This is a genomic window from Streptomyces sp. NPDC039423 (assembly GCF_055598725.1).
The window spans coordinates 622,681-645,047 of the sequence record NZ_JBVKAH010000004.1; the positions used below are offsets into that span (position 1 = coordinate 622,681).

At 74.3% G+C, this 22,367-nt stretch carries 20 protein-coding genes and 1 pseudogene; 8 read left to right on the forward strand and 13 right to left on the reverse strand.

Annotated elements, in window-relative coordinates:
• Positions 1-162 precede the first annotated feature (162 nt).
• On the reverse strand, positions 163-1,146 hold the full coding sequence (locus ACZ7LK_RS16960) for a phosphotransferase family protein (protein ID WP_471141475.1): 984 nt from the start codon (positions 1,144-1,146) through the stop codon (positions 163-165).
• A 268-nt stretch (positions 1,147-1,414) separates the two neighbouring features.
• Positions 1,415-1,597: pseudogene (locus ACZ7LK_RS16965) on the reverse strand (rhodanese-like domain-containing protein); the annotation flags it as partial.
• A 95-nt stretch (positions 1,598-1,692) separates the two neighbouring features.
• Here ACZ7LK_RS16965 and ACZ7LK_RS16970 point away from each other — a divergent pair.
• The gene (locus tag ACZ7LK_RS16970) at positions 1,693-2,139 is read left to right on the forward strand and encodes an Lrp/AsnC family transcriptional regulator (protein WP_392273343.1); all 447 of its coding nucleotides are present in this window, start codon (positions 1,693-1,695) and stop codon (positions 2,137-2,139) included.
• Here ACZ7LK_RS16970 and ACZ7LK_RS16975 read toward each other — a convergent pair.
• The 3 genes from ACZ7LK_RS16975 to ACZ7LK_RS16985 all read right to left on the reverse strand — a co-directional run bounded on the left by ACZ7LK_RS16975 (position 2,129) and on the right by ACZ7LK_RS16985 (position 7,253).
• Positions 2,129-5,269 carry an AAA family ATPase gene (locus tag ACZ7LK_RS16975; protein ID WP_471141479.1) on the reverse strand — a complete coding sequence of 1,047 codons (3,141 nt, stop codon included), beginning with the start codon at positions 5,267-5,269 and terminating at the stop codon, positions 2,129-2,131. The genes ACZ7LK_RS16970 and ACZ7LK_RS16975 overlap by 11 nt on opposite strands.
• Positions 5,266-6,432, reverse strand: a complete 1,167-nt coding sequence (locus tag ACZ7LK_RS16980) for an exonuclease SbcCD subunit D (protein ID WP_469462716.1) — start codon at positions 6,430-6,432, stop codon at positions 5,266-5,268. Before ACZ7LK_RS16980 ends, ACZ7LK_RS16975 begins: the two co-directional genes overlap by 4 nt.
• Positions 6,433-6,626: 194 nt before the next feature.
• The gene (locus ACZ7LK_RS16985; protein ID WP_471141482.1) at positions 6,627-7,253 is read right to left on the reverse strand and encodes a YigZ family protein; all 627 of its coding nucleotides are present in this window, start codon (positions 7,251-7,253) and stop codon (positions 6,627-6,629) included.
• Between the two features lie 102 nt (positions 7,254-7,355).
• Between ACZ7LK_RS16985 and ACZ7LK_RS16990 the strand changes: the two genes are divergently transcribed.
• Positions 7,356-7,769 (forward strand): CoA-binding protein, encoded by a 414-nt coding sequence (locus tag ACZ7LK_RS16990; protein WP_392273851.1) that lies wholly within the window; start codon positions 7,356-7,358, stop codon positions 7,767-7,769.
• Between the two features lie 119 nt (positions 7,770-7,888).
• Here ACZ7LK_RS16990 and ACZ7LK_RS16995 read toward each other — a convergent pair whose 3' ends face one another.
• A complete protein-coding gene (locus ACZ7LK_RS16995; RefSeq protein ID WP_392273339.1) occupies positions 7,889-8,461 on the reverse strand; it encodes a helix-turn-helix domain-containing protein in 573 nt (190 codons plus the stop codon).
• 92 nt (positions 8,462-8,553) lie between these two features.
• Here ACZ7LK_RS16995 and ACZ7LK_RS17000 point away from each other — a divergent pair, with 92 nt between their 5' ends.
• On the forward strand, positions 8,554-9,420 hold the full coding sequence (locus ACZ7LK_RS17000; protein ID WP_392273850.1) for a DMT family transporter: 867 nt from the start codon (positions 8,554-8,556) through the stop codon (positions 9,418-9,420).
• On the opposite strand, the gene ACZ7LK_RS17005 is transcribed toward ACZ7LK_RS17000, so the two are convergent.
• Positions 9,421-10,164, reverse strand: a complete 744-nt coding sequence (locus ACZ7LK_RS17005; RefSeq protein WP_392273338.1) for an acyltransferase — start codon at positions 10,162-10,164, stop codon at positions 9,421-9,423.
• Between the two features lie 131 nt (positions 10,165-10,295).
• Here ACZ7LK_RS17005 and ACZ7LK_RS17010 point away from each other — a divergent pair, with 131 nt between their 5' ends.
• Positions 10,296-10,826, forward strand: coding sequence for a gamma carbonic anhydrase family protein (locus ACZ7LK_RS17010; RefSeq protein ID WP_392273337.1), 531 nt, complete (start codon positions 10,296-10,298; stop codon positions 10,824-10,826).
• 13 nt (positions 10,827-10,839) lie between these two features.
• Here ACZ7LK_RS17010 and ACZ7LK_RS17015 read toward each other — a convergent pair whose 3' ends face one another.
• From ACZ7LK_RS17015 to ACZ7LK_RS17025, 3 genes are all read right to left on the reverse strand, one after another.
• A complete protein-coding gene (locus ACZ7LK_RS17015; protein WP_392273849.1) occupies positions 10,840-11,496 on the reverse strand; it encodes a DedA family protein in 657 nt (218 codons plus the stop codon).
• Between the two features lie 63 nt (positions 11,497-11,559).
• Positions 11,560-14,025 carry a beta-glucosidase gene (locus tag ACZ7LK_RS17020; RefSeq protein WP_471141486.1) on the reverse strand — a complete coding sequence of 822 codons (2,466 nt, stop codon included), beginning with the start codon at positions 14,023-14,025 and terminating at the stop codon, positions 11,560-11,562.
• A gap of 166 nt (positions 14,026-14,191) precedes the next feature.
• Positions 14,192-14,644, reverse strand: coding sequence for a DUF4442 domain-containing protein (locus ACZ7LK_RS17025; RefSeq protein WP_392273335.1), 453 nt, complete (start codon positions 14,642-14,644; stop codon positions 14,192-14,194).
• 106 nt (positions 14,645-14,750) lie between these two features.
• On the opposite strand from ACZ7LK_RS17025, the gene ACZ7LK_RS17030 reads away from it, so the two are divergent.
• Complete coding sequence (locus ACZ7LK_RS17030) at positions 14,751-15,821, forward strand: DUF8017 domain-containing protein (protein ID WP_471141490.1); 1,071 nt, start codon at positions 14,751-14,753, stop codon at positions 15,819-15,821.
• Positions 15,822-15,879: 58 nt separating this feature from the next.
• The gene (locus ACZ7LK_RS17035) at positions 15,880-17,196 is read left to right on the forward strand and encodes an MFS transporter (protein WP_471141492.1); all 1,317 of its coding nucleotides are present in this window, start codon (positions 15,880-15,882) and stop codon (positions 17,194-17,196) included.
• Here ACZ7LK_RS17035 and ACZ7LK_RS17040 read toward each other — a convergent pair.
• Both ACZ7LK_RS17040 and tuf read right to left on the reverse strand, forming a co-directional pair.
• Positions 17,158-18,003: a spermidine synthase gene (locus ACZ7LK_RS17040; protein WP_471141495.1), complete on the reverse strand. Its 846-nt coding sequence runs from the start codon at positions 18,001-18,003 to the stop codon at positions 17,158-17,160. The genes ACZ7LK_RS17035 and ACZ7LK_RS17040 overlap by 39 nt on opposite strands.
• Before the next feature lie 101 nt (positions 18,004-18,104).
• Positions 18,105-19,292, reverse strand: a complete 1,188-nt coding sequence (gene tuf / locus ACZ7LK_RS17045; protein WP_471141498.1) for an elongation factor Tu — start codon at positions 19,290-19,292, stop codon at positions 18,105-18,107.
• A gap of 489 nt (positions 19,293-19,781) precedes the next feature.
• Between tuf and ACZ7LK_RS17050 the strand changes: the two genes are divergently transcribed.
• A complete protein-coding gene (locus ACZ7LK_RS17050; protein WP_471141501.1) occupies positions 19,782-20,486 on the forward strand; it encodes a TVP38/TMEM64 family protein in 705 nt (234 codons plus the stop codon).
• A gap of 86 nt (positions 20,487-20,572) precedes the next feature.
• Here the strand turns inward: ACZ7LK_RS17050 and ACZ7LK_RS17055 are convergent, their stop codons facing one another.
• Positions 20,573-21,742 (reverse strand): thiolase family protein, encoded by a 1,170-nt coding sequence (locus ACZ7LK_RS17055; protein WP_392273329.1) that lies wholly within the window; start codon positions 21,740-21,742, stop codon positions 20,573-20,575.
• 162 nt (positions 21,743-21,904) lie between these two features.
• Here ACZ7LK_RS17055 and ACZ7LK_RS17060 point away from each other — a divergent pair, with 162 nt between their 5' ends.
• Complete coding sequence (locus ACZ7LK_RS17060; RefSeq protein ID WP_392273328.1) at positions 21,905-22,360, forward strand: winged helix-turn-helix transcriptional regulator; 456 nt, start codon at positions 21,905-21,907, stop codon at positions 22,358-22,360.
• Positions 22,361-22,367: the final 7 nt, after the last annotated feature.

Below are 22,367 nucleotides of genomic sequence, written 5' to 3' on the forward strand. Positions count from 1 at the left end.
GGCGCCTGAGCAGAGGGGTCTCCACGAGGCGCACCGAACTGGGACAGGGAAGTGCCCGAGGAAATGACACGCTCCCGGAGACGAACTCGCTTCGCGTGAGACAGCCTGAAGCACCGCAGCTCAGAGCGATTCTCTATGACACGGAACGCGAGACCCTACAGCTCAGCCGTACCGACTGAAGAGCGCTTGGAGGTACTCCTCCAAGCGCTGGGCGAGTACGGCCGACGTCAGGTCCACCCTCCCAAGTTCCCGCCACGGCTCGGCTACCTTCTCCGCGTCGGGAGCAAAGGCCAAGGCATCCAGCACGCGCCAGTACAGGTGATCAGCCGGGTCGGCGCTGAGCGTTCCACCGGCTGCGATGTAGTGATCCGCCAGGCGCATGCCGACGTGCACTCCGTGCAGCAGAGCAAGGGCGGTGGAGCAGTGGGCCACATCCAGGTCAGCGGGTCCCCAGGACGTCTCCACCCAGTCCACGACACCCGTGATCGCCAGATCGGCTCCTTCTCCTGAGAAGAGCACGTTCCCCGGGTGGAAGTCGCGGTGCAGGAAACAAGGTTGGTAGGCGGGCGGCGGACGGCGGATCACATCCACGGCACGCTGCCACACATCCGGCTGTTTCGGTTGCTCGGGAACCTGCACTCGCTCTGGGCTGGTCCAAGCCTGATAGATGCGCGGCCGAACTTCTTCTGGCACGACCAGCCTGTGAATCGCTACCAACTGCCGGGCTAGGAGTTCGGTCTTTCGCTCGATGTCCTCCCCGTCCAGCCTGACGCTCCCTGGCAGCAACGACATCAGTAGCGACGGATGGTCGCAGTGCTCGGCTGCGGCATCAACACCACGAAGAGAAGCGGCTGGCACGTTCGTATCCGCGAGCAGACGAAGGATGTCCGCTTCCCGCGTGAGCAGTCCCAGTGCGTGCTTCACGAAGAACGGCTTGACGAAGGACCGAAGGACGACGGAGTACGGCCCACCCTCTCCCTCAACATCGAGACGGCGCATCTGTGATGTCCAGCCCCCTCGCAGCGTTGCCACTGCACGGATCCGGTCTCCGGGGCACAAGCTCCGCTCCACCCACAGGCGGGTGTTGGACCAGCCCAGGTCGTCGATGCCAGCCTCGACAACCGCCGCGCTCTCGCCTTCAGCCATGGCAGCAGCCTAATGATCAGGAGGGAGCGGCCCGAGGCGAACCTCCAAAAGCTGCCACCTACAAAGTCCACACGTGCACCATCAACGACCAGGCTGAACAGACCCTCCATCGCTGCCGGGCCGAGAAGTGCACCCGCCGGCTGTCTCTCCGTCACTTCCACTATCGGACGGCGCCTCCGGGCGGAGACAACGTGCTCGATCGAGTGAATCTCCCCCGCACGTCCACAGAGACAGATTCGCTGGTGAGACAGGTATCTGCCCGGATAACGGTGTCCAGCACGACGAAGCCGGGGTCGCCGCCGGCCGCGAGCGCCGAGGCGACGTCCGAGACGTCGGCGTGGAAGGCGAGGGACGCGGAGAAGTACGCGGCGGCGGCCGCCGGTGAGGCGGGCGGGACGCGGAGGACGGGGTTGGCGGGGGCGGGGGCGCTGGTGTTCGGTGTCGTCGTCATGTCCGGAAATCTACGGCTCGTCGATCATTCCGGTGAAGTGACGATCCACGGAGCTCGTCTTGTCCGGCCGGGGATTCCCCTGCTATTCCTCGGGCATGACCGCGTATTCCCCGGACGCCACCGACTGGCGCATCCTCGCCGCCCTCCAGGACCGGGGCCGGGCCAGTTTCGCCGAACTGGCCCGTACGGTCTCCATGTCCGCCAGCGCCGTGACCGAACGGGTCCGCCGGCTGGAGGAGGCCGGGGTCATCGCCGGGTACACCGCGGTCGTCGACCCGGAGAGCCTCGGACTGCCGATCCTGGCCTTCGTGCGGCTGCGCTACCCCCACGGCAACTACAAGCCGTTCCACGACCTGCTGGACACGACGCCGGAGGTGCTGGAGGCGCACCACGTGACGGGCGACGACTGCTTCGTGCTGAAGGTCGCCGCCCGTTCGATGCGGCACCTGGAGGAGGTCTCCGGGAAGGTCGGCGCGCTGGGATCGGTGACCACGAGCGTGGTCTACTCGTCGCCCCTGCCGCGCCGCCCGGTCAGCCGCTGACCGCTCCCCCGCCGCGCAGCCGCACCGTCGAGCCGCCGCGCTCCTTGACGACCTCGAGCTGGACCGGGATCCGGCGGCGCAGGTCGGCGACGTGGCTGACGATGCCCACGCTGCGGTCGCGTTCACGCAGCGAGTCCAGCACGTCGAGCACCTCGTCGAGGGTCTGGTCGTCTAGGCTGCCGAAGCCCTCGTCGATGAAGAGCGTGTCCAGCCGTACGCCGCCGGCCTCCTCGGTGACGACGTCGGCGAGGCCCAGGGCCAGCGCCAGGGACGCGAAGAAGGTCTCCCCGCCGGAGAGCGTCGCGGTGTCCCGCTCGACGCCCGTCCAGGCGTCGACGACGTGCAGTCCGAGACCGGCCCGCCTGCCGCCGGCCCGGGCGTCGGAGTGGACGAGGGTGTACCGGCCGGACGACATGCGGGCCAGGCGTGCCGTCGCGGCGGCCGCCACCTGTTCGAGCCGGGCCGCGAGCACGTAGGACTCCAGCCGCATCTTGCGCTCGTTGTCCGCGGACGTGCCGGCGGTGAGCGCCGCGAGCCGCGCCACCCGCTCGTAGTCCTCGCGCAGCGGGCCCAGGCGCCGCACCTCGGCGGCGGCCTGCCGGGACAGCCGGTCCAGCTCGGCGCAGCGCTCGCGGTGGGCGGCCAGGGCGGCGTCGGCGTCGCGGGCGGTCCGGTCGGCGGCGGTGTGGGCCGCGAGGGCGGCGTCCGGGTCGGCGGGCGGGCGCTCGGCCGCGGCCCGCGTCCCGGGCTCGGCGAGCCGGTCGGCGACGGCGGCCGCCTCCGCCTGCCAGGCGTCCAGCCGCCGCTGGAGGTCGCGGTGGGCCGCGTCGTCGAGCAGCGCGGCGGCCGCGGCGGCCGGGGTGTCGAAGCCGGCCCGGAACGCGGCGTCGGCGAGCCGGCCGTCGGCCTCCTTGAGACGGCGGGCGGTGTCCTCGACGGTACGCACCGCCTCGGCGGCCTCGGTGAGGCGGGCGATCCGGTGCTCCAGGGCCGCGGCGTGCCCGGCCACGGCGCCGCCCGGGACGCGGGCCAGCTCGGCGTCCACGGTGGCCTGCTCCCGGTCGAGCGCCTCGCGGCGCGACGTCCGGGCGGCGGCCCGGCGCTCGACCTGCCGGCGCACCTCCAGCCTCCGCAGGTGCTCCTCCTCGGCCCGGTCCAGCGCCTCGCGCGCCGCGTGCGCGCCGCCGGCCTCGTCCCGCGCCTCGGCGTACGCGTCCTCCAGCCGGGCGACCTCGTCGGCCAGTACGGGGACGGAGGGCTGGTCACCGGCCGCGCCCGGGCCGCCCGCGGGGGCCGCCGGATCGTCGCCCGGGGCCCGCTCCGGCCGGGCGCCGGCGCCCGATTCCGGTGCGGCGCCGGCCGGCCGGGCGCCGGCGCCGGAACGCCGGGTGCCGTACCCGGCGACCTCGGCGCGGGCGGCCGTCAGCGCCTCCTGGGCGACCGCGAGGGCGCGTTCGGCCGCCGAGCGGGTCTCGTCCGCCCGGGTGTGGGCCGCGTAGGCGGCGTCCTCCGTCGTCCGGTCGACGTGCCCGGCGCCGGCGCGGGCGGGTGCCGGGTGCTCCGCGGAACCGCACACCGCGCACGGTTCGCCGGCCGTGAGGGCGGCCGCCAGTTCCGCGGCGATGCCCCGGAGGCGGCGCTCGCGGAGGTCCAGCCACCGCTCGTGGGCGGCGTTGGCCTCCTCCCGGGCGGCCGTCAGGCGGCCGGCGGCCTCCTCGGCGTCCCGTACCAGCGCGTCGCGCCGGCGGGCGGCGGCGAGCCGGCGGCGGGCGGGTTCCAGGCGGCCCGCGAGGTGTTCGGCGCGGGTGGCGGCCTCCCGGGCGGCCTCCACCCGGTCCAGGAGGGCGCGGCGGGTGGTCTCCCAGCCGGCGAGCCACCCGTCCGCGTCGTGCAGGGCCTCCTCGTCGGCCCGGGCCTGCCGGTCCAGCTCGTCGCGTTCGCGGGCGAGTTCCCCGGCGCGGCGCTCTGCCCGGCGTGCGGTGTCGAGGCCGCCGAGCTCCTCGCGCAGGGTGCCAGCGCGGGCGGCCAGCCGCTCGGCGCCCGCCTCCGCGAGCTCGGCGGGGAGCCCGGCGACGGCCCGTTCGTGCGTCGCGCGGGCCGCCCGGTGCTCCCGTTCGGCGTCGTCGCGCAGGCTCAGCGGCCCGGCGACCCGTTCGGCCTTGCGGCCCCGCTCCAGGCGGGCCTGCCAGCCGTCGCGCTCGGCCCGCCGGGCGTCCAGCTCGGCACCGCGCCGCCGGGCGTCCTCGTACCGCCGCTGCCGTGCGGCCAGGTCCCGTTCGTCGTCGAGGGCCTGGCGCGCGGCGGCCCGCCGGTCCTCGGCGGCCAGCAGGGCCAGTCCGGCGGCGTCCAGCGCCTCGCGGGCGCCCGACCGGGCGACGGCCGCCCAGGACAGCACGGCACCGGCGAGGCCGGGGTCGCCGGGCCTGGCGTCCGGGGCGGGGCCCTCGGCGGCGGGGCCGGCGGCCTGGACCATCCGGTGGGCGAGGGCGAGGAGCCGTTCGTCGCCGTCCTTGACCTGCTGCTCGGCGGCGCGCCGGAGTTCGGCGAGGCGCTCCTCGACGGCGGCGAAGCGCCGCGTGTCGAAGAGCCGGCCGAGGAGCTTGCCGCGTGCCTCGGCGTCGGCCCGCAGGAACCGCGCGAAGTCGCCCTGTGGCAGCAGCACCACCTGGCAGAACTGGTCCCGGCTCATGCCGAGGAGCTGGGTGACCTCCTCGCCGATCTCCTGGTGGGAGCGGCTGAGGCCCTTCCAGGTGCCGCTCGCCGGGTCGTACTCCCGCAGCCAGGACTGGGCCTTCTCGGTGGTGAAGCCGCCGCCCCGCTTCTTGGGGCGCGGCTGGGCGGGCCGGCGGGTGATCTCCAGCCGCCGGCCGGCGACGGTCAGGTCGAGGACCACCTCGGTGGGGGTGCCCACCGGGGCGTGGTCGCTGCGCAGGGACGTTCCGGGGCTCTGGCGGGCGCCGGGCACCGCTCCGTACAGGGCGTAGCAGACGGCGTCGAGGACGGAGGTCTTGCCGGCGCCGGTCGGTCCGTGGAGCAGGAAGAGGCCGGCGCGGGAGAGCGTGTCGAAGTCGACGGTCCGGGTGGTGCCGAAGGGGCCGAAGCCGGTGATGTCGAGCCGGTGGAGCCTCATCCGGCCACCTCGCGCCGGGTCATCCCGGTCCGTACGTCGTCGAAGGCGCGCAGCAGCGCCGCCCGTTCGTGATCGTCGGGGCCGGCGCCGCCGCGTACATGGGCGACGAAGTCCTCGGCGATCTGGTGGTCGTCGCGGCCTTGGAGGCGCTGCGCGTAGGAGGCGCCGGGGTCGTCGTCGGGCCGTTCGGGGGCGAAGAGGAGGCTGAGGGTGTGGGGGAAGCGCTCGGTGAGGCGGGCCATCGGTTCGGCGGGGCGGACCGGGTCGGTGAGGGTGGCCTCGACCCACGAGTCCTCGTGGCGTTCCAGCGCGGGGTCGGCGAGCAGGTCGTCGAGCCGTCCCCGGACGCGGGCGAGGCGGCGGGGCACCGGGCAGTCGACGCGTTCGGCGCGGACCGTCCCGTCCCCGTCGAGGTCGACGAGCCACATCGTCTTGCGGTGGTCGGTCTCGGAGAAGGAGTAGGCGAGGGGCGAGCCGGAGTAGCGGACCCGTTCGGTGAGGGTCTGGCTGCCGTGCAGGTGGCCGAGGGCCACGTAGTCGACGCCGTCGAAGACCCCGGCGGGGACGGCGGCGACGCCGCCGACGGTGATGTCGCGCTCGCTGTCGCTGGGCTCGCCGCCCGCGACGAAGGCGTGGGCGAGGACGACGGAGCGGGTGCCGGGCGGGCGGCCGGCGAGGTCGGCGCGCACCCGTTCCATGGCGGCCGTGAGGACGGCCTGGTGGCCGCTCTTCTCCGCGCCGAGCTGATCGCGGACGAGCGCGGGTTCGAGGTACGGCAGTCCGTAGAGGGCCACGTCGCCGTGGGCGTCCGGGAGGAGGACGGGGGTGCCGATGCCGGCGGGGTCGGTGCGGAGATGGATGCCGGCCCGTTCCATGAGCCCGGCGCCGACGCCGAGCCTGCGGCCGGAGTCGTGGTTGCCGGAGATCATCACGGTGGCGACGCCCGCCTCGGCGAGCCGGTGCAGGGCGCTGTCGAACAGCTCCACGGCGGGCAGCGGCGGCACGGCCCGGTCGTAGACGTCCCCGGCCACCAGGACCACGTCCACGTCGTGCTCGCGGACCGTGGCCACCAGGTGGTCGAGGAAGGCGGACTGCGCGTCGAGCAGGCCCACCCGGTGGAACGACCGCCCCAGGTGCCAGTCCGATGTGTGCAGCATCCTCACGACGCCGCTCCGACCTGCATGTGTTCCGCTCCTCCGCCCCCGGGGCCCCCACGGGCACCTCTGTGCACCCCGTACACGCTAACGGTGCGCGGCACCCCCTACGTCACGGACCTCTTTTTTCACCGGTGGGCGGGGGCGGCGGCCGACCGTCGCCGGGGCGGCGGGCCCGGCCGGTGCCGGCCCTTCGGGCGGTGTCAGGCGTCCCCGTACGCCTCGCCGCCGAGGTCCAGCCGGGCGGTGCCGGCGGTCGTGTCGGCGAGCCAGGCGCGGAAGGCGTCGACGTCGGCGTCGGGCAGCCCGATCCCGATGGTGACGGCCTCGGCGTAGCGCACGTCGCGGATCGCGCGGCCGGTGGCCCGCAGGTCGTTCTCCAGCTTCCCGGCGCGCTGATGGTCGACGGTGACGGTGGCGAGGCGGAAGCGCTGCCGGGTGAGGGTGCCGAGCGCGTCCAGGGCCTCTCCGACCACACCGCCGTAGGCGCGGATGAGGCCGCCCGCGCCGAGCTTAACGCCGCCGTAGTAGCGGGTGACGACGGCGACGGCGTACCGGACCTCGCGGCGCAGGAGCATCTGGAGCATGGGGACGCCGGCGGTGCCGCCCGGTTCCCCGTCGTCGCTCGCCTTCTGCACGGCGGCGGCGGCGCCGATGACGTACGCGAAGCAGTTGTGGGTGGCGGCCGGGTGCTCCTTGCGGACGCGTGCGACGAAGTCCTGCGCCTCCTGTTCGGTCGCGGCGGGCGCGAGGGCGCAGATGAAGCGCGATCGGTTGATCTCGGTCTCGTGCACGCCCGCGCGGGCGACGGTCCGGTACTGCTCCTGCATCCCCCAACCCTATGCGTACGGGTGCGCGGGAATCTCCGGCGGCGTCCGGCGGTTGGCGCGGGTGGACCTGAACCCCACGTGATCCACGCACAGGAGGCGGACGTGACCGGCGAGGCGGAGACCATCGCGAAGATCCTGACCGAGTCCGGGGACACCTGGGCGGTGGTGGGACTGTCCGGCAACCGGGCCCGCGCGGCCTACGGGGTGGCCGCCGTCCTCCAGCGGTTCGGCAAGCGGGTGGTGCCGGTGCACCCGAAGGCCGAGACGGTGCACGGCGAGCGGGGGTACGCCTCGATCGCGGAGATCCCGTTCCCGGTGGACGTCGTGGACGTGTTCGTGAACAGCCGCCTGGCCGGCGCGGTCGCGGACGAGGCGGTCGCGAAGGGCGCCAAGGCGGTGTGGTTCCAGCTCGGGGTGGTCGACGAGGAGGCGTACGAGCGCACCCGGGCGGCCGGGCTCGACATGGTGATGGACCGCTGCCCCGCGATCGAGATCCCGCTGCTCAGCCCGCGCTGACGCCGGGTCCCAGGCGCTCGAGGACGACCGCGCCCGGCAGTCGCTCCAGGGCCTCGCCGGGCACGGCCGGCTCGCCCCGGCGCCGGCCGCTGCCCGGAGGACGGGGGCGGCCGGCCGTCTCAGCGTACGGGCGGGATGGAGACCGCCATGGTCATCTCGACGGTCTCCTCGCCGTCGTTGCGGTACGCGTGCGGGACGTTGGACTCGAAGACGGCGGAGGTCCCGGCGGGCACCGGGTGGTGCACCCCGTCGACGACGAGGGTCAGTTCGCCGGCGGTGACGTGGAGCAGCTCGGTGGTGCCGTCCGGGTGCGGGTCGGAGGCGCTGACGTCGCCGGGCACCAGTGTCCAGGCCCACAGTTCCAGGGGGCCGCGGGCCTCGGCGCCGACGAGGAGGGTGGTGCTGCTGCCCTTGTCGGTGGACCACATCCGTACCGCCTGTTCCTGGGGCACGAGGCGGACGTGCGGGCCCTGTTCGTAGTCCAGGAGCGTGGTGATGGACACGCCCAGGGCGTCGGCGAGCTTGACGGTGGTGCCGACGCTGGGGTTCGTACGGGCCTGCTCGATCTGGATGATCATGCCGCGGCTGACGCCGGCACGGGCCGCGAGCGCGTCGAGCGTGAAGCCGCGCTCACCGCGCCAGCGCTTGAGGTTGCGGGCGAGCGACTGCGTGAGCTGGTCGAGGTCCGACACATTCCGTCCAATATTCTGGATGACAGAGTTCAATGGATTGCACTACGGTGTGGTGCACCCCCATGTTCACCGCACTGTACTGCGAGGATGTCATGACAGCACTGTTCGCCCTGGCCACCAGCCTCCTGTGGGGGCTGGCCGACTTCGGCGGCGGCCTGCTGACCCGGCGCGCGCCCGCCCTGACCGTCGTGCTCGCCTCGCAGACCATCGCCGTCGCCGTGCTCGGCGCGGTGGTGCTCGCGACGGGCGGCTGGAGCGAGGCGGGGCCGCAGCTCTGGTACGCGGTGGCGGCCGGAGCGGTCGGACCGGCCGCCATGCTCGCCTTCTACAAGGCACTCGCCCTCGGCCCGATGGGCGTGGTCTCCCCGCTGGGCTCGCTCGGCGTGGTCGTCCCCGTGTCGGTGGGCCTGCTGGTCGGCGACCGGCCCGGGCTGCTCCAGTTCGCCGGCATCGGGGTGGCCGTCGCCGGCGTCGTCCTGGCGGGCGGGCCGGAGCTGCGCGGGGCGCCGGTGCAACGGCAGGCGGTGCTGCTGACGCTGGTCGCGGCGTTCGGTTTCGGTTCGGTGATGGCCCTGATCGCGGAGGCGTCCACGACCCTCACCGGACTGTTCCTCGCCCTGTTCGTGCAGCGCGTGACCAATGTCGCGGTGGCCGGGCCGGCCCTGTGGATCTCGGTGCGGCGGGGCGGGCGGGCCCTGCCTGAGGACGGCGGGATGCGGGTGCTGTGGGCGTCGGTGCCCGCGCTGGCCTTCGTGGGCCTCGCGGACGTCGCCGCCAACGGGACGTACGCCATCGCCGCGCAGCACGGTCCGGTCACCGTGGCCGCCGTGCTCGCCAGCCTCTACCCGGTGGTGACGGCCCTCGCCGCCCGGGGCGTCCTCGGGGAACGGCTGCGGGCGGTGCAGGCCGCGGGGGCGGGGCTGGCCCTGGTCGGCACCGTGCTGCTGGCGGCCGGCTGATCAGGCGCTGTCGAGGTCCAGTTCGGCCAGCGCGGCGAGCTGCTGGGACGTGACGCCCTCCGGCACCGGCACCGGAGCGGGCGTGCGCAGCGGCGGCTGCCAGCCGCGCTCGGCGTCCCAGCGGCGTACGACCCGCGCCGGCGCGCCGGCGACCACCGCGTGGTCGGGCACCTCGCCCCGGACGACGGCCCCCGCGGCGACCACCACGTTACGGCCGATCCGGGCGCCGGGGAGGATCACCGCGCCGGTGCCGAGCCAGCAGCCGGGGCCTATCTCCACCGGCGCCGAGCGCGGCCACTGGCGTCCGATGGGCTCGTCGGGGTCGTCGTAGCTGTGGTTCGTCGAGGTGATGTAGACGTACGGGCCGCAGAAGGTGTCCGACCCGATGGTCACGGCCGCGTCCGCCACGACATGGCTGCCGCGGCCCAGGACGACCCCGTCGCCGAGGGTCAGTACCGGGTCCGGCCCGAGGTCGAGGCCGGGCAGCATCCCGGCGGTCAGCGTGACCTGCTCGGCGATGATGCAGTGGTCCCCCAGCTCGATCCACTCCTCGCCGAAGACCGTGCCCTGCGGGAACGCCAGCCGGGTACCGGGACCGAGCCGGCGGAACCGCAGCCGCCCGGGGTGCTCGGCGGTCACGGCACCCGTCTCCTGCACCCAACGCCAGCCGCCCTGCACGGCCCGGCTGAGGACCCGGCGCCGCCACGCGGCCAGGGAAGAGAACGTGTTTCTGTTCTTCGGCACCCGGCAACCGTAATCGGCCGGGTCACGAGCGGCCCGCAGCGCGGTCTGTGATGTTCGCCCCACCGTCGCCGCCGCGTCGGGGGTCGCTTACGGTTCCCCTGGCGCGACTTCCGCAACACGAGGAGCAGGCGATGACAGAGCGGGCGTTGATCACCGGGGTGGCCGGCAAGGAACCGGACGTCCATCCGGACGCGTTCGCGGCCCCGACGTCCGTGGTGGTCGGCGAGGTGACGATGGCGGCGGGGGCGAGCGTCTGGTACCACGCGGTGCTGCGCGCCGACTGCGGGCCGATCGTCCTGGGCGCCGACAGCAACGTGCAGGACAACTGCACCGTGCACGTCGACCCCGGGTTCCCCGTCACGGTCGGCGAGCGCGTCTCGGTCGGGCACAACGCGGTGCTGCACGGTTGCACCGTCGAGGACGACGTGCTGGTCGGGATGGGCGCGACGGTGCTGAACGGGGCCCACATCGGCGCCGGCTCACTGATCGCCGCGCAGGCCCTCGTCCCGCAGGGCATGCGCGTCCCGCCGGGCTCGCTGGTCGCGGGCGTGCCCGCCAAGGTCAAGCGGGCGCTCACGGACGAGGAGCGCGAGGGGATCAAGCTGAACGCCGCGATGTACCTGGAGCTCGCGCGGGCCCACGGGGCCGCCCACCCGTCCTGACGCCCCCGGGGGCTCAGTCGGTGGTGGCGGCGGCGGGGGCGGTGGCCGCCCGGGCCTCGGCCTCGGCGGCCGCCTTCTTGGCGCGGTTCTTCAGGACCAGCAGCGACGTCAGGCCCACCAGGACCGCGAGGACCAGGCCCAGCCAGGAGAAGCGCTTCAGCCAGGCCTCGGCCACCACACCGACCGAGTAGATGACGGCCGTGGTGCCGCCCGCCCAGAGGATGCCGCCGAAGACGTTGGCGACGAGGAACTTCCAGTACGGCATGCGCAGCACGCCCGCGAGCGGCCCGGCGAAGATCCGCAGCAGGGCCACGAACCGCCCGAAGAAGACGGCCCACATGCCCCACTTCTCGAACGACCGCTCCGCCACCGCGATGTTGGCCTCGCCGAAGTGCTTGGGGAACTTGCCGCCCAGCCAGGCCAGCAGGGGCCGGCCGCCCTTGCGGCCGATGGCGTAGCCGATGGAGTCACCGATGATGGCGCCCGCCGTGGCGCACGCGCCCAGGACGTACGGGTTGATGTCGCCGTGCTGGGACGCGAGCAGGGCCGAGCTGACGAGGACGATCTCGCCCGGCAGCGGGATGCCGAGGCTCTCCAGCCCGATCACCACCCCCACCAGGATGTAGATGCTGACCGCGGGAACGGTCTCGAGCCACTCCTGGACGTGCAAAGCCGGTCCCTCCGTCGTCGTTCCGTGCTGCCCGGCGTGGCGCACGCCGGGCAGCCTACCTCGTCACGCCGGGAGGACCTCCGCCCGAGCGGTCAGCCGCAGGTCCCTGGCGGAGGTGCCCAGCCGGACGGTGCGGGTGCCCGTCCCGAGCACCCAGGCGTGCCGTGCCGGGTCCCAGGAGGAGAGCGTCCGGGCGGCGATGGGCACCGTGACGTGGCGGACCTGGCCCGGGCGCAGCTCGACGCGCCGGTAGCCGGCCAGGATGCGCTCGGGCTGGTCGAGGGCCAGGTCGGGCGAGGGCCCGGCGTAAAGCTGGGCGACGGTGACGCCGGTGCGCCGCCCGGTGTTGCGGACGGTGAAGCGGGCGGTGAGGCCGCCGCCAGGCGCGGGGGTCACGGCGAGCCCGGCGTAGGCGAAGGTGGTGTACGACAGGCCGTGCCCGAAGGGGAAGAGCGGCTCGACGCCCTCGGCGTCGTACCAGCGGTGGCCGGTGCGGATGCCCTCGGAGTACTCCTGGACGCCGCCGGCCCCGGGGTAGCGGCGCGGGTCGCCGGCGGTGGGGTGGCGGGTGTCGGAGACGGGGTAGGTCTGGGTGAGGCGGCCGCCGGGGTCGGCGTCGCCGAAGAGGACGGCGGCGGTGGCAGCGGCGCCCTCCTGGCCGGGGTAGTACATCTGGAGCACGGCGCCGGTGCGGTCCAGCCACGGCATGGTGACGGCGGAGGACGTGTTGAGGACGACGGTCGTCCGGGGGTTGGCGGCGGTCACCGCCTCGATGAGCGCCTCCTGGTGGCCGGGCAGGGCGAGCGTGGTGCGGTCGCGGCCCTCGGCGGCGTCCTCGTAGGCGAACAGCACCACCCCGTAGGCGGCGCGGGCCACGCGTACCGCTTCGGCGACGTCGGCGGCGCGGGTGGCGGCGGTGATGTGGCGCAGCCGGAAGAGCTGGCCCGCGTCCCCGCCGGGGGCGGTGACGCGCAGGGTGTGGCGTCCGGCGGCGAGGTGGAGGGTGCGGCGGCGGACCTTGAGGCCGTCGGGGGCGGTGGAGACGAGCCCGAAGCCGGCGAAGAGCTCGGCCTCGCGGTCCTGGGCGGCGAAGAGTTCGTTGCCGTCCACGTGGACCGTGGGGCGGGTGCCGCCGTAGTGGACGACGAAGGTCCACTCGTCGGGCGCGTCGAGGGTGAGCGTCCCTTCGTAGGTGTAGGTCTTCCCGGGGCGGACCCGCTGTCCCTCGAAGGACGCGCCGCGGACCGGGAGGGGCTTGCCGTAGAGGTCCTCGCCGAGGGCGTGGGTGACCCGGGCGTCGTCACCGGCGCGGGCGGTGAGCGCCCGGAGCGGGCTGTCGGCGCGGTCGGGGACGACATGGGCGCTGCCGCCGCCGCTGACGAACGGCACGGAGGCGGTGGGGCCGATGACGGCGACGGATCGGGCGGCGGGCCCGGTGAGCGGCAGCGTGGCGTGCTCGTTGCGCAGCAGGGTGGCGCCGGCGACGGCGACCCGGTACGCGAGGCGCGCCCCGGCGTCCCGGTCGCGGGCGGCGGGGCGGGCGGGCGCGGTGCCGTCGAGGAGGCCGAAGCGGTCCATGACGGTCAGGACCCGGTGTACGGAGCGGTCGACGGCGTCCTCGGGGACGGTGCCGTCCCGCACGGCCCGCCGGAGGGCGTCGCCGAACCAGCGGCCGGCGGGCATCTCCATGTCGAGGCCGGCGGTGAGGGCCGGGGCGGTGCTGTGGGTGGCGTCCCAGTCGCTCATGACGAAGCCGTCGAAGCCCCACAGGTCGCGCAGGACGCCGGTGAGCAGGTTCCGGTTCTCGCAGGCGTGGACGCCGTCGACCTTGTTGTAGGCGCCCATGACGGCACCGGTGCCGGCGGCGACGGCGGCCTCGAAGCCGCGCAGTTCCGTCTCGTGCAGGGCCTGTTCGCCGATGCGCACGTCGACGGTGGTGCGGTCCTTCTCCTGGTTGTTGAGGGCGAAGTGCTTGACGGTGGCGATCAGGCCCTCGTCCTGGATGCCGCGGATCTCCTCGGCGACCAGATCGGAGGTGAGGAGGGGATCCTCGGAGAAGGTCTCGAAGTTCCGTCCCGCGTACGGGGTGCGGATCAGGTTGACCATGGGCGACAGCAGGACGTCCTGGCCGAGTGCCCGGCCCTCGTGGCCGATGACGCGGCCGTACGCGTGGGCGAGGGCGGGGTCGAAGGCGCTCGCCAGCATCACGGGGGCGGGCAGGGCGGTGGCGCGGGCCCGGACGCGGACGCCGGCGGGGCCGTCGGCGAGGCGCAGTGGCGGGATGCCGAGCCGGGGCACACCGGGGATCCAGCCGGCCTGGCCGAGGCCGTTCGGGTCCTTGGCGCCGTGCAGGAAGGTGAGCTTCTCGTCGAGGGTGAGCCGGGCGAGCAGGTCGGCGGCGCGGTCACCGGCGCCGGGGGTCGCGGCGGCGCGGGCCCGGGCGGGCGGGGGGCCGGTGGTGGCCGCCGCGGCGGCGGCCGCTCCGGTGAGCAGGCGGAGCGTGGTCCTCCGCGAGACATTTTCTGACATAGCCGCACTATGCGCCGCATATGGGGTTTTTCAGGCGACGTACGGCGGAACCGGGCCGCCCCCGCACCCGAAGAGGGGTGCGGGGGCGCCCTTCCACGCGCGCGTCCGACCACGCGCGCGTGCGACCGGGGCGGTGCGCGTCAGTACGCGACCGGGGCGGTGCGCGTCAGGAGTGGGGGCGCAGCGTCCAGGTGATGGTCATCTCACCCGTCACCGCGCCGTCCTCGCGGGTGATCGCGATGTGCACCGGGAACTCGGGGCGCTGTCCGGCGTCCAGTTCGGCGACGACCTCCGCCTTGGTGCGGCCGAGCGTGGCGGTGGCGGTGACGGGGCCCATGGCGAGCTTCTTGTAGCCGATCTCGGCCTTGACGGCGAGCGGTACGGCCCGGTTCATCTGGTCGCCGAACGCGCCGATGACGATGGCGCCGCTGGCGGACTCACCGAGGGTGAACATCGCGCCGGCGTGCGGGCCGCCGACGTGGTTGTGGAAGGCGTCCTGGTCCGGGAGGCGGAGCACCGCGCGCTCGGCGGTCGCCTCGAGGACCTCCAGGTTCAGGGTCTTGGCCATGGGAACGGTGGCCAGCAGCATGTCGCCGATGTTCGGCTGGGTCTCGGACATGAGCCGAAGTTACCAGGCAGTAGTAAGCGCGGGAACCCTCCCCCGGAGCCGGGCGCCGGGGGGCGGACGTGGCACCCGTCACCCCGTCCCTCTATGGTTACTCGCCATGTGGCCAGGACAGCAGCCGCCCGGGGGCGAGCAGAACCCGCAGGACCAGAATCCGTACCAGCAGCCGGGGTACCAGCAGCCCAACCCGTACCAGCAGCCCGGTACCCCGCCGCCGCCGAGCGCTCCGCCGCAGCAGCCCGGGTACCCGGCGCAGTCCGGCCAGCAGCCGGGTTACGCCCAGCCCAACCCGTACCAGCAGCCGACGGCCCCGATGTACGGCGTGCCCGGCCCGCCCGTACCGCCGCAGCGCGACGCCGACGACAAACGGAAGACGACCGTCGTCGCGATCGTCGCGGCGACCGCCGTGATCGTCGCCGCGGGCGTCACCGGGTTCCTGGTGCTCGGGGACGAGGACGAGAAGAAGACGACCGTCGGCGGGGACCCCAAGCCCTCGCAGACCACCGCCACCTCCTCCGCGCCCGCCCCGTCGCCGAGCGACAACCCGCGGGCCGGCTCCGCCGCGGCCAAGCCCACCGTCCCGGGCTGGAAGGTCGTCTACAACCCCAAGCGCAGCACCCAGTTCGACGTGCCCGCCGACTGGGAGGTCATCGGCGCGGGGACGAGCGTCGGGTTCGAGGACCAGAAGAAGAAGGACGGCAGCTCGGTCGTCGTCATGTCCGCCCCGGCCGAGTACAAGGGCAAGTGGTGCACGGAGGACACCAACAAGGACGGCCGTCAGGAGGAGACCGGCCTCGCCGTGGCCGGCACCAAGGGCGGCCAGGGTGCCAAGAACACCGCCGAGGCCGCGTACAACGAGGCGGGCAACTGGGTGTGGGCGGCCTACGCCCAGACCGAGCCCAAGGGGACCGTGAAGGTCACCAAGGCCGTCCCGTACACGACGAAGTCCGGGCTGACCGGGCACGTCGCCACGGCGACCGCCCTGAACACCAAGAAGGAGGGCAAGTGCGACACGGACGGCAAGTCCATCGCCTTCTCCTTCAAGAACGCCAAGGGCGACTTCGTGAGCTGGGTCCTGTACGGCGCCACCGGGGTGTCCGGCGAGCTGGACGAGGCGACGATCCAGAAGGTGCTGTCCACCGTGAGGCTGGCGCCCGAGGGCGGGTCCTGACCGTCCCCGGAGGGGAAACGGTTTGGCGTCGGGGGGCGGTGCCGGGGATAGTCCTCCGGTGAGCACTCCCGTCGCCGCGCCCCACAGGCGCCCGCGTCCCCGGCGCCCCGAGTGGGCCGGACGCAACTACGTCCTGCTGACCGCCGCCGCGGTCGTCACCAATCTGGGCACCCACGGCGCCCTGATCGCGGCGGCGTTCGCGGTGCTGGAGTCCGGCGGGGACGGCGGGGACGTGGGGCTGGTGGCGGCGGCCCGGACGCTGCCGCTGGTGCTGTTCCTGCTCATAGGCGGCGCGGTGGCGGACCGCTTCCCGCGCCACCGGGTCATGGTGGCCGCCAACGCGCTCAACTGCGTCTCCCAGGCGGTGTTCGCCGTGCTCGTCCTGGCGGGCGACCCGCACCTGTGGCAAATGATGCTGCTCACCGGCCTGTGCGGCACCGGACAGGCGTTCTTCAGCCCGGCGGCCGAGGGCATGCTGATGTCGAGCGTCGGCGGTGAACAGGCGAGCCGGGCGTTCGCGCTCTTCCGGATGGCGATGAACGGCGCCGGCATCGGGGGCGCCGCGCTCGGCGGCGCGATGATCGCGGCGTTCGGGCCCGGCTGGGTGCTCGCCGTCGACGCGGCGGCGTTCGCGGTGGCCGCCGCGCTGCGCGCGTTCCTCGACGTCGGCCACATCGCGGAGCGCCCACCCGGCGGCGGCCTGCTGTCCGACCTGCGCGAGGGCTGGGAGGAGTTCACCGGGCGGCCCTGGCTCTGGTCGATCGTGGCTCAGTTCTCGGTGGTCGTGGCGGTGGTCGCCGCGGCGGAGTCGGTGTACGGGCCGCTGGTCGCCGAGGACCGGCTGGGCGGCGCCCGGCCCTGGGGCCTGGCGCTCGCGGCGTTCGGCGCCGGCACCGTCGGCGGGGCGCTGCTGGCGATGCGCTGGAAGCCGCGCCGGCTGCTGCTGGCCGGCACCCTGTGCGTCTTCCCACTGGCGCTGCCGTCGGCCGCGCTGGCGGTGCCGTTGCCGGTGGGCGGTCTCATCGCGGCGATGTTCGTGTGCGGAGTCGCGCTGGAGGTCTTCGGCGTCGCGTGGATGACCACGCTGCACCAGGAGATCCCGGAGGAGCGGCTGTCGCGGGTGTCCGCCTACGACTGGTTCGGCTCGACCGCGATGGTCCCGCTGTCGACGGCGCTGGCCGGACCGGCGGAGAGCCTGTTCGGGCGGTCCGCGGCGCTGTGGGGGTGCGCCGCCCTGGTGGTGCTGGCGACGGCGCTGGTGCTGCTGGTCCCCGACGTACGGAACATGACCCGGCGTACGAAGCGGGTGACCGCGCGGCCGGACCTGCCGGTACCGTCAGCCGATAGTGAAGGCCCCGCCGGGCGGCTCGGGTGACGCGACGGCGTCCTCGTCCCGCACCACCCGCGCGTCGCCGGTGAACCGCGCCAGCGCCGGGCCGTGCTCCACCCGCGCCGGGAAGGCGTCGGCGGCCGTCAGCCGGGCCAGGCTCCCGGTGTCGAGTTCCCGCCGCGAGGCCACGAGCACGGCGTTGCCGAACCGCCGCCCGCGCAGAACGGCGGGCTCGGCGACCAGGGCGAGATGAGCGAACACGGCGGCGAAGGTGGCCAGTTGGGAGCGCAGGAACGTGAAGGGCGTGCCGTCCGCCAGATTGGCCACGTAGACCCCGTCCGGGCGCAGCACGCGCTCCGCGGCCCGCGCGTACGCGAGGGACGTCAGGTGGGCGGGCACCCGCGACCCGCCGAAGACGTCCGCCACCAGCACGTCCGCCGACCGCTCGGGCGCCGCCTCCAGCCAGGCGCGCGCGTCCGCGCCGTGCACGGTGACGCCGGAGCCGGGCGGCAGCGGGATGTGCTCGGCCACCAGCGCGATGAGCCCCCGGTCCGCCTCGACGACGTCCTGGCGCGAGCCCGGGTGGGTCACCGCCAGCCGGCGGGGCAGGGTCAGCGCCCCGCCGCCCAGGTGCAGGACGTCCAGCGGCTGTCCCTCGGGCGCCGCGCAGTCGACGGCGTGGGCGAGCCGCCGGGCGTACTCGAACTCCAGGTGCGTCGGGTCGTCGAGGTCCACGTACGACTGCGGCGCCCCGTCGACCGTCAGCAGCCAGGCCCGGTCGCGGTCGACGTCGGGCATGAGCTTGGCGGTGCCGTGGTCCACCTCGCGGAGCACGGGGAGCGGTTCGTCCATCGGACCAGCGTAGGACGTGTCCCGGGCGTCCCGTGCGGCCGGGAGCGCCCGGCCCGCCCGCTCCCACCGGGGTGATCGCCGGTGGGAGCGGGCAGCGGATCTCACAGGACCTCGGTCACCGTCCCGGCGCCCACGGTGCGGCCGCCCTCGCGGACGGCGAAGCCGAGGCCCGGCTCCAGCGGGACGTCGCGGCCCAGCTCGACGGTCATGGTGACCGTGTCGCCGGGGCGCGCGACGGCCGCGTCGCCGAGGTGCACGTCGCCGACGACGTCCGCGGTGCGGATGTAGAACTGCGGCCGGTACCCGGTCGTGACGGGCGTGGTGCGGCCGCCCTCGCGCCCGGACAGGACGTACACCCGCGCGGTGAAGCGCCGGCTCGGGGCCACGCTGCCGGGCGCGGCGACCACGTGGCCGCGGCGGACCGCGTCCCGTGGGACGCCGCGCAGCAGCAGCGCCACGTTGTCACCGGCCTGGGCCGACTCCATCGGCCTGCCGAACGTCTCCAGCCCGGTGACGACCGTCTCCGTGCCCGCGCCGAGCACCTCCACCCGGTCGCCGACCCGGACCGTGCCGCGCTCGACGGCACCGGTGACGACCGTGCCGCGCCCGGTGATGGTGAGCACGTTCTCCACCGGCATCAGGAACGGCGCGTCCACGTACCGCTCGGGCATGGGCACATAGGTGTCCACGGCGTCCAGCAGCGCCTCGATGGCACCCGTCCAGCGCGGGTCGCCCTCCAGGGCCCTGAGCCCCGACACCCGGACGACCGGCACGGCGTCCCCGCCGTACCCGTGCGCGGTGAGCAACTCCCGTACCTCCAGCTCCACGAGGTCGGCGAGCACGGCGTCCTCGCCGTCCTCGACCGCGTCGGCCTTGTTGAGGGCGACGACGATGTGGTCGACGCCGACCTGGCGGGCGAGCAGCACGTGCTCGGCGGTCTGGGGCATGATCCCGTCGAGCGCGGAGACGACGAGGATCGCCCCGTCGAGCTGCGCGGCGCCGGTGACCATGTTCTTGACGTAGTCGGCGTGGCCGGGCATGTCGACGTGCGCGTAGTGCCGGGTGTCGGTCTCGTACTCGACGTGCGCGATGTTGATGGTGATGCCGCGGCGCGCCTCCTCGGGCGCGCGGTCGATCCGGTCGGAGGGCACGTAGGAGGTGCCGCTGCCGGTGCGCTCGCTGAGCACCTTGGTGATGGCGGCGGTCAGGGTGGTCTTGCCGTGGTCGACGTGGCCCATGGTGCCGATGTTGAGGTGCGGCTTGGTCCGCACGTACGCCGTCTTGGACATGGCTGTTCGCGGTTCCTTCCCGGAACTCGAAGCGTTGAGGGGACCCCGCGGCCCGGCCGACCCTCCCCCTGCGGGGTCCGCCGGACGATCCGGGGAGGGTCAGCTTCGGGCGCCGTCGAGGATCAGGAGCGCCGGGGTCACGGCAGCCTTCGGCGCGTCCGCGACAGCGGACGGGCTCGAGTGGAAGGCGTACCGGAACATGGGCCGATCATGGCGCAGCCGGGTGGGCGTGGTCGACCGGTTTTCGGGGCGCCCGGGAGGGCGGTGCCCCTGGGGCGCCCGTGGCGGTGGGCGGGGCCGTGGGCGGGCGTTACGGATGCGCGAGACGGGTGCGCGAGGCGGGCGTTACGTATGCGCGAGACGGGTGCGCGAGGCGGGCGTTACGGATGCGCGAGGCGGGTGCCCGAGGCGGGCGTTACGGATGCGCGAGACGGGTACGTGAGGCGGGCGTTACGGCGATCACCGGGCCGCGTCGGTTAGTCTCCCCGGATGCTCGACCCCGTCACCAGGCCCCAGGCCGGTCTCGCCGTCCGCTGCTCCCGTGTCCTGCTGTCGCCCTGGTCGCGGCTGTCGCTGCTGCTCGCGCTCCTGGCGTCGGCGGCGGTGACCGTGGTGCTGTACGAGCCACAGCGGCTGCTGTCGGCGGGCTGGCCGCCACAGGTCGGCGGCGCGGGCGCGGTGGTGCTGTTCGCGCTGGCGTACGGGCTGTGCACCGCCGCCTTCGTGCCGCGGCCGATCCTGAACCTGGCGGCCGGCGCGCTGTTCGGCTCACAGGCGGGGCTCGCGGCGGCGGTCGCCGGGACGGTGCTGGGCTCGGGGATCGCGTTCGGGCTCGGCCGGGTGCTGGGGCAGGACGCGCTGCGGCCCCTGGTGCGGGGGCGCTGGCTGGAGGCGGCGGACGGGCAGTTGAGCCGGCACGGGTTCCGTTCCATGCTGGCGATCCGGCTGTTCCCGGGGGTGCCGTTCGCCGCCGCCAACTACTGCGCCGCGGTGTCGCGGATGGGCTACCTGCCGTTCCTGCTGGCCACGGGGCTGGGTTCGGTCCCCAACACGGCGGCGTACGTGGTGGCCGGGAGCGAGGCGGCGTCGCCGACCTCGCCCGCCTTCCTGTTCGCCATGGGGTTCATCGTGCTGAGCGGGCTGGGCGCGGCGACCGTCGCCTGGTGCAAGCGCCACCGCCTGCGCGCCCGCTAGACCGCCGTCAGCCCGGCCCACCGGCCGGCGGTGGTCGGTGGGCGGCGGCGGGCGGGAGCCGGGGGCTCGGGTTCGGTGTCCGGGGGTCACACCGCTTCGAGGATCATCGCGTTGGCCAGTCCGCCGGCCTCGCACATCGTCTGGAGGCCGTAGCGCGCGCCGCGTTCCCGCATGGCGTGGACGAGGGTGGTCGTCAGCCGGGTGCCGCTGGCGCCCAGCGGGTGGCCGAGCGCGATGGCGCCGCCGTGTACGTTGACCCGGTCGAGGTCGGCGCCGGTCTCCTGCTGCCAGGCGAGGACGACGGCGGCGAAGGCCTCGTTGACCTCGAACAGGTCGATGTCGTCGAGCCGGAGCCCCGCCTTGCGCAGCACCTTCTCGGTCGCGGGGATCACCCCGGTCAGCATCAGCAGCGGGTCGGAGCCGGTGACGGCGAAGCTGTGCAGCCGGGCGAGCGGGCGCAGCCCCAGCGCCCGGGCGGTGTCGCCGGCCATGACGAGGACGGCCGACGCCCCGTCGTTGATGGGGCTGGCGTTGCCCGCGGTGACGGACCAGTCGATCTGCGGGAACCGTTCGGCGAAGGCCGGGTCGTGGTACGCGGGCCGCAGGCCGGCCAGGACCTCCGTGGTCGTGCCGGGCCGGACGCACTCGTCGCGCCGGAGGTCCGCCAGGGGCGCGACCTCGGCGTCGAACAGCCCGTCCTCCCAGCTCCGGGCGGCGCGCCGGTGCGAGGTCACCGCGTACTCGTCCATCGCGGTGCGCCCGATGGACCACTTGGCGGCGATCAGTTCGGCGCTGATGCCCTGCGGGACCAGGCCCTCGGGATAGCGGGCGGCGACACCGGGGCCGAAGGGGTCGGCACCGGGCGGCACGTTGGACCACATGGGGACACGGCTCATCGACTCGACCCCGCACGCGACGACGATGTCGTACGCCCCCGACAGCACGCCCTGGGCGGCGAAGTGGACGGCCTGCTGGGAGGAGCCGCACTGGCGGTCCACGGTGGTCGCGGGCACCGAGTCGGGCAGTCCGGCGCCGAGCCAGGCGTACCGCGTGGTGTTCATGGCCTGCTCGCCGACCTGGTCGACGCAGCCGCCGATGACGTCGTCGACGAGGACGGGATCGATGCCGCTGCGCTCGACGAGCGCGCGGAGGGTGTGGGAGAGCAGTTCGACGGGGTGGGTTCCGGCCAGGGCCCCGTTCCTCTTGCCCTTGCCGATGGGGGTCCGGACGGCCTCGACGATGACGGCGTCGCGCATGGGTACGGCTCCTCGCTCGCGGGAGGTGAGTTGGAAAACTGGACCAACACTCATCGGTAACATAGCTGAGTGGGTTGGGAAATCCAACCCATGCCTTCTAGGCTGGCCGCCGGAAGGGACACCCACCCGGGAACAGCCCCGTGGCCGGCACGGAGGAGCCGCATGAAGGACCCACGCCCCTGCTCGATCGCGGACACCCTGGCGCTGGTGGGCGAGAAGTACTCGCTGCTGGTGCTGCGCGAGGTGTTCCTGGGCGTACGCCGCTTCGACCGGATCGCCCGCAACACCGGCGCCCCGCGCGACATCCTCACCGCCCGCCTCCGCCGCCTCGTCGGGGCGGGCATCCTGGAGAAGGTCCCGTACAGCGAGCGCCCCCAGCGCTTCGAGTACCGCCCCACCGACGCCGGGCGCGACCTCCATCCCGTGCTGCTCACCCTCATGGCCTGGGGCGACCGGCACCTCAACGACGAGCCGCCGACCGTGGTCGAGCACTCCTGCGGCGCCCGGCTCGACCCGGTCGTGGTCTGCCGCCACTGCGGCGAGGAGGCCCACGGCGACGGCCTGACCCCGCACGTGCGGGCTGCAGGCTGGACCACGGCGGGGCCGGTCGAGTCCTGAGTCCGGC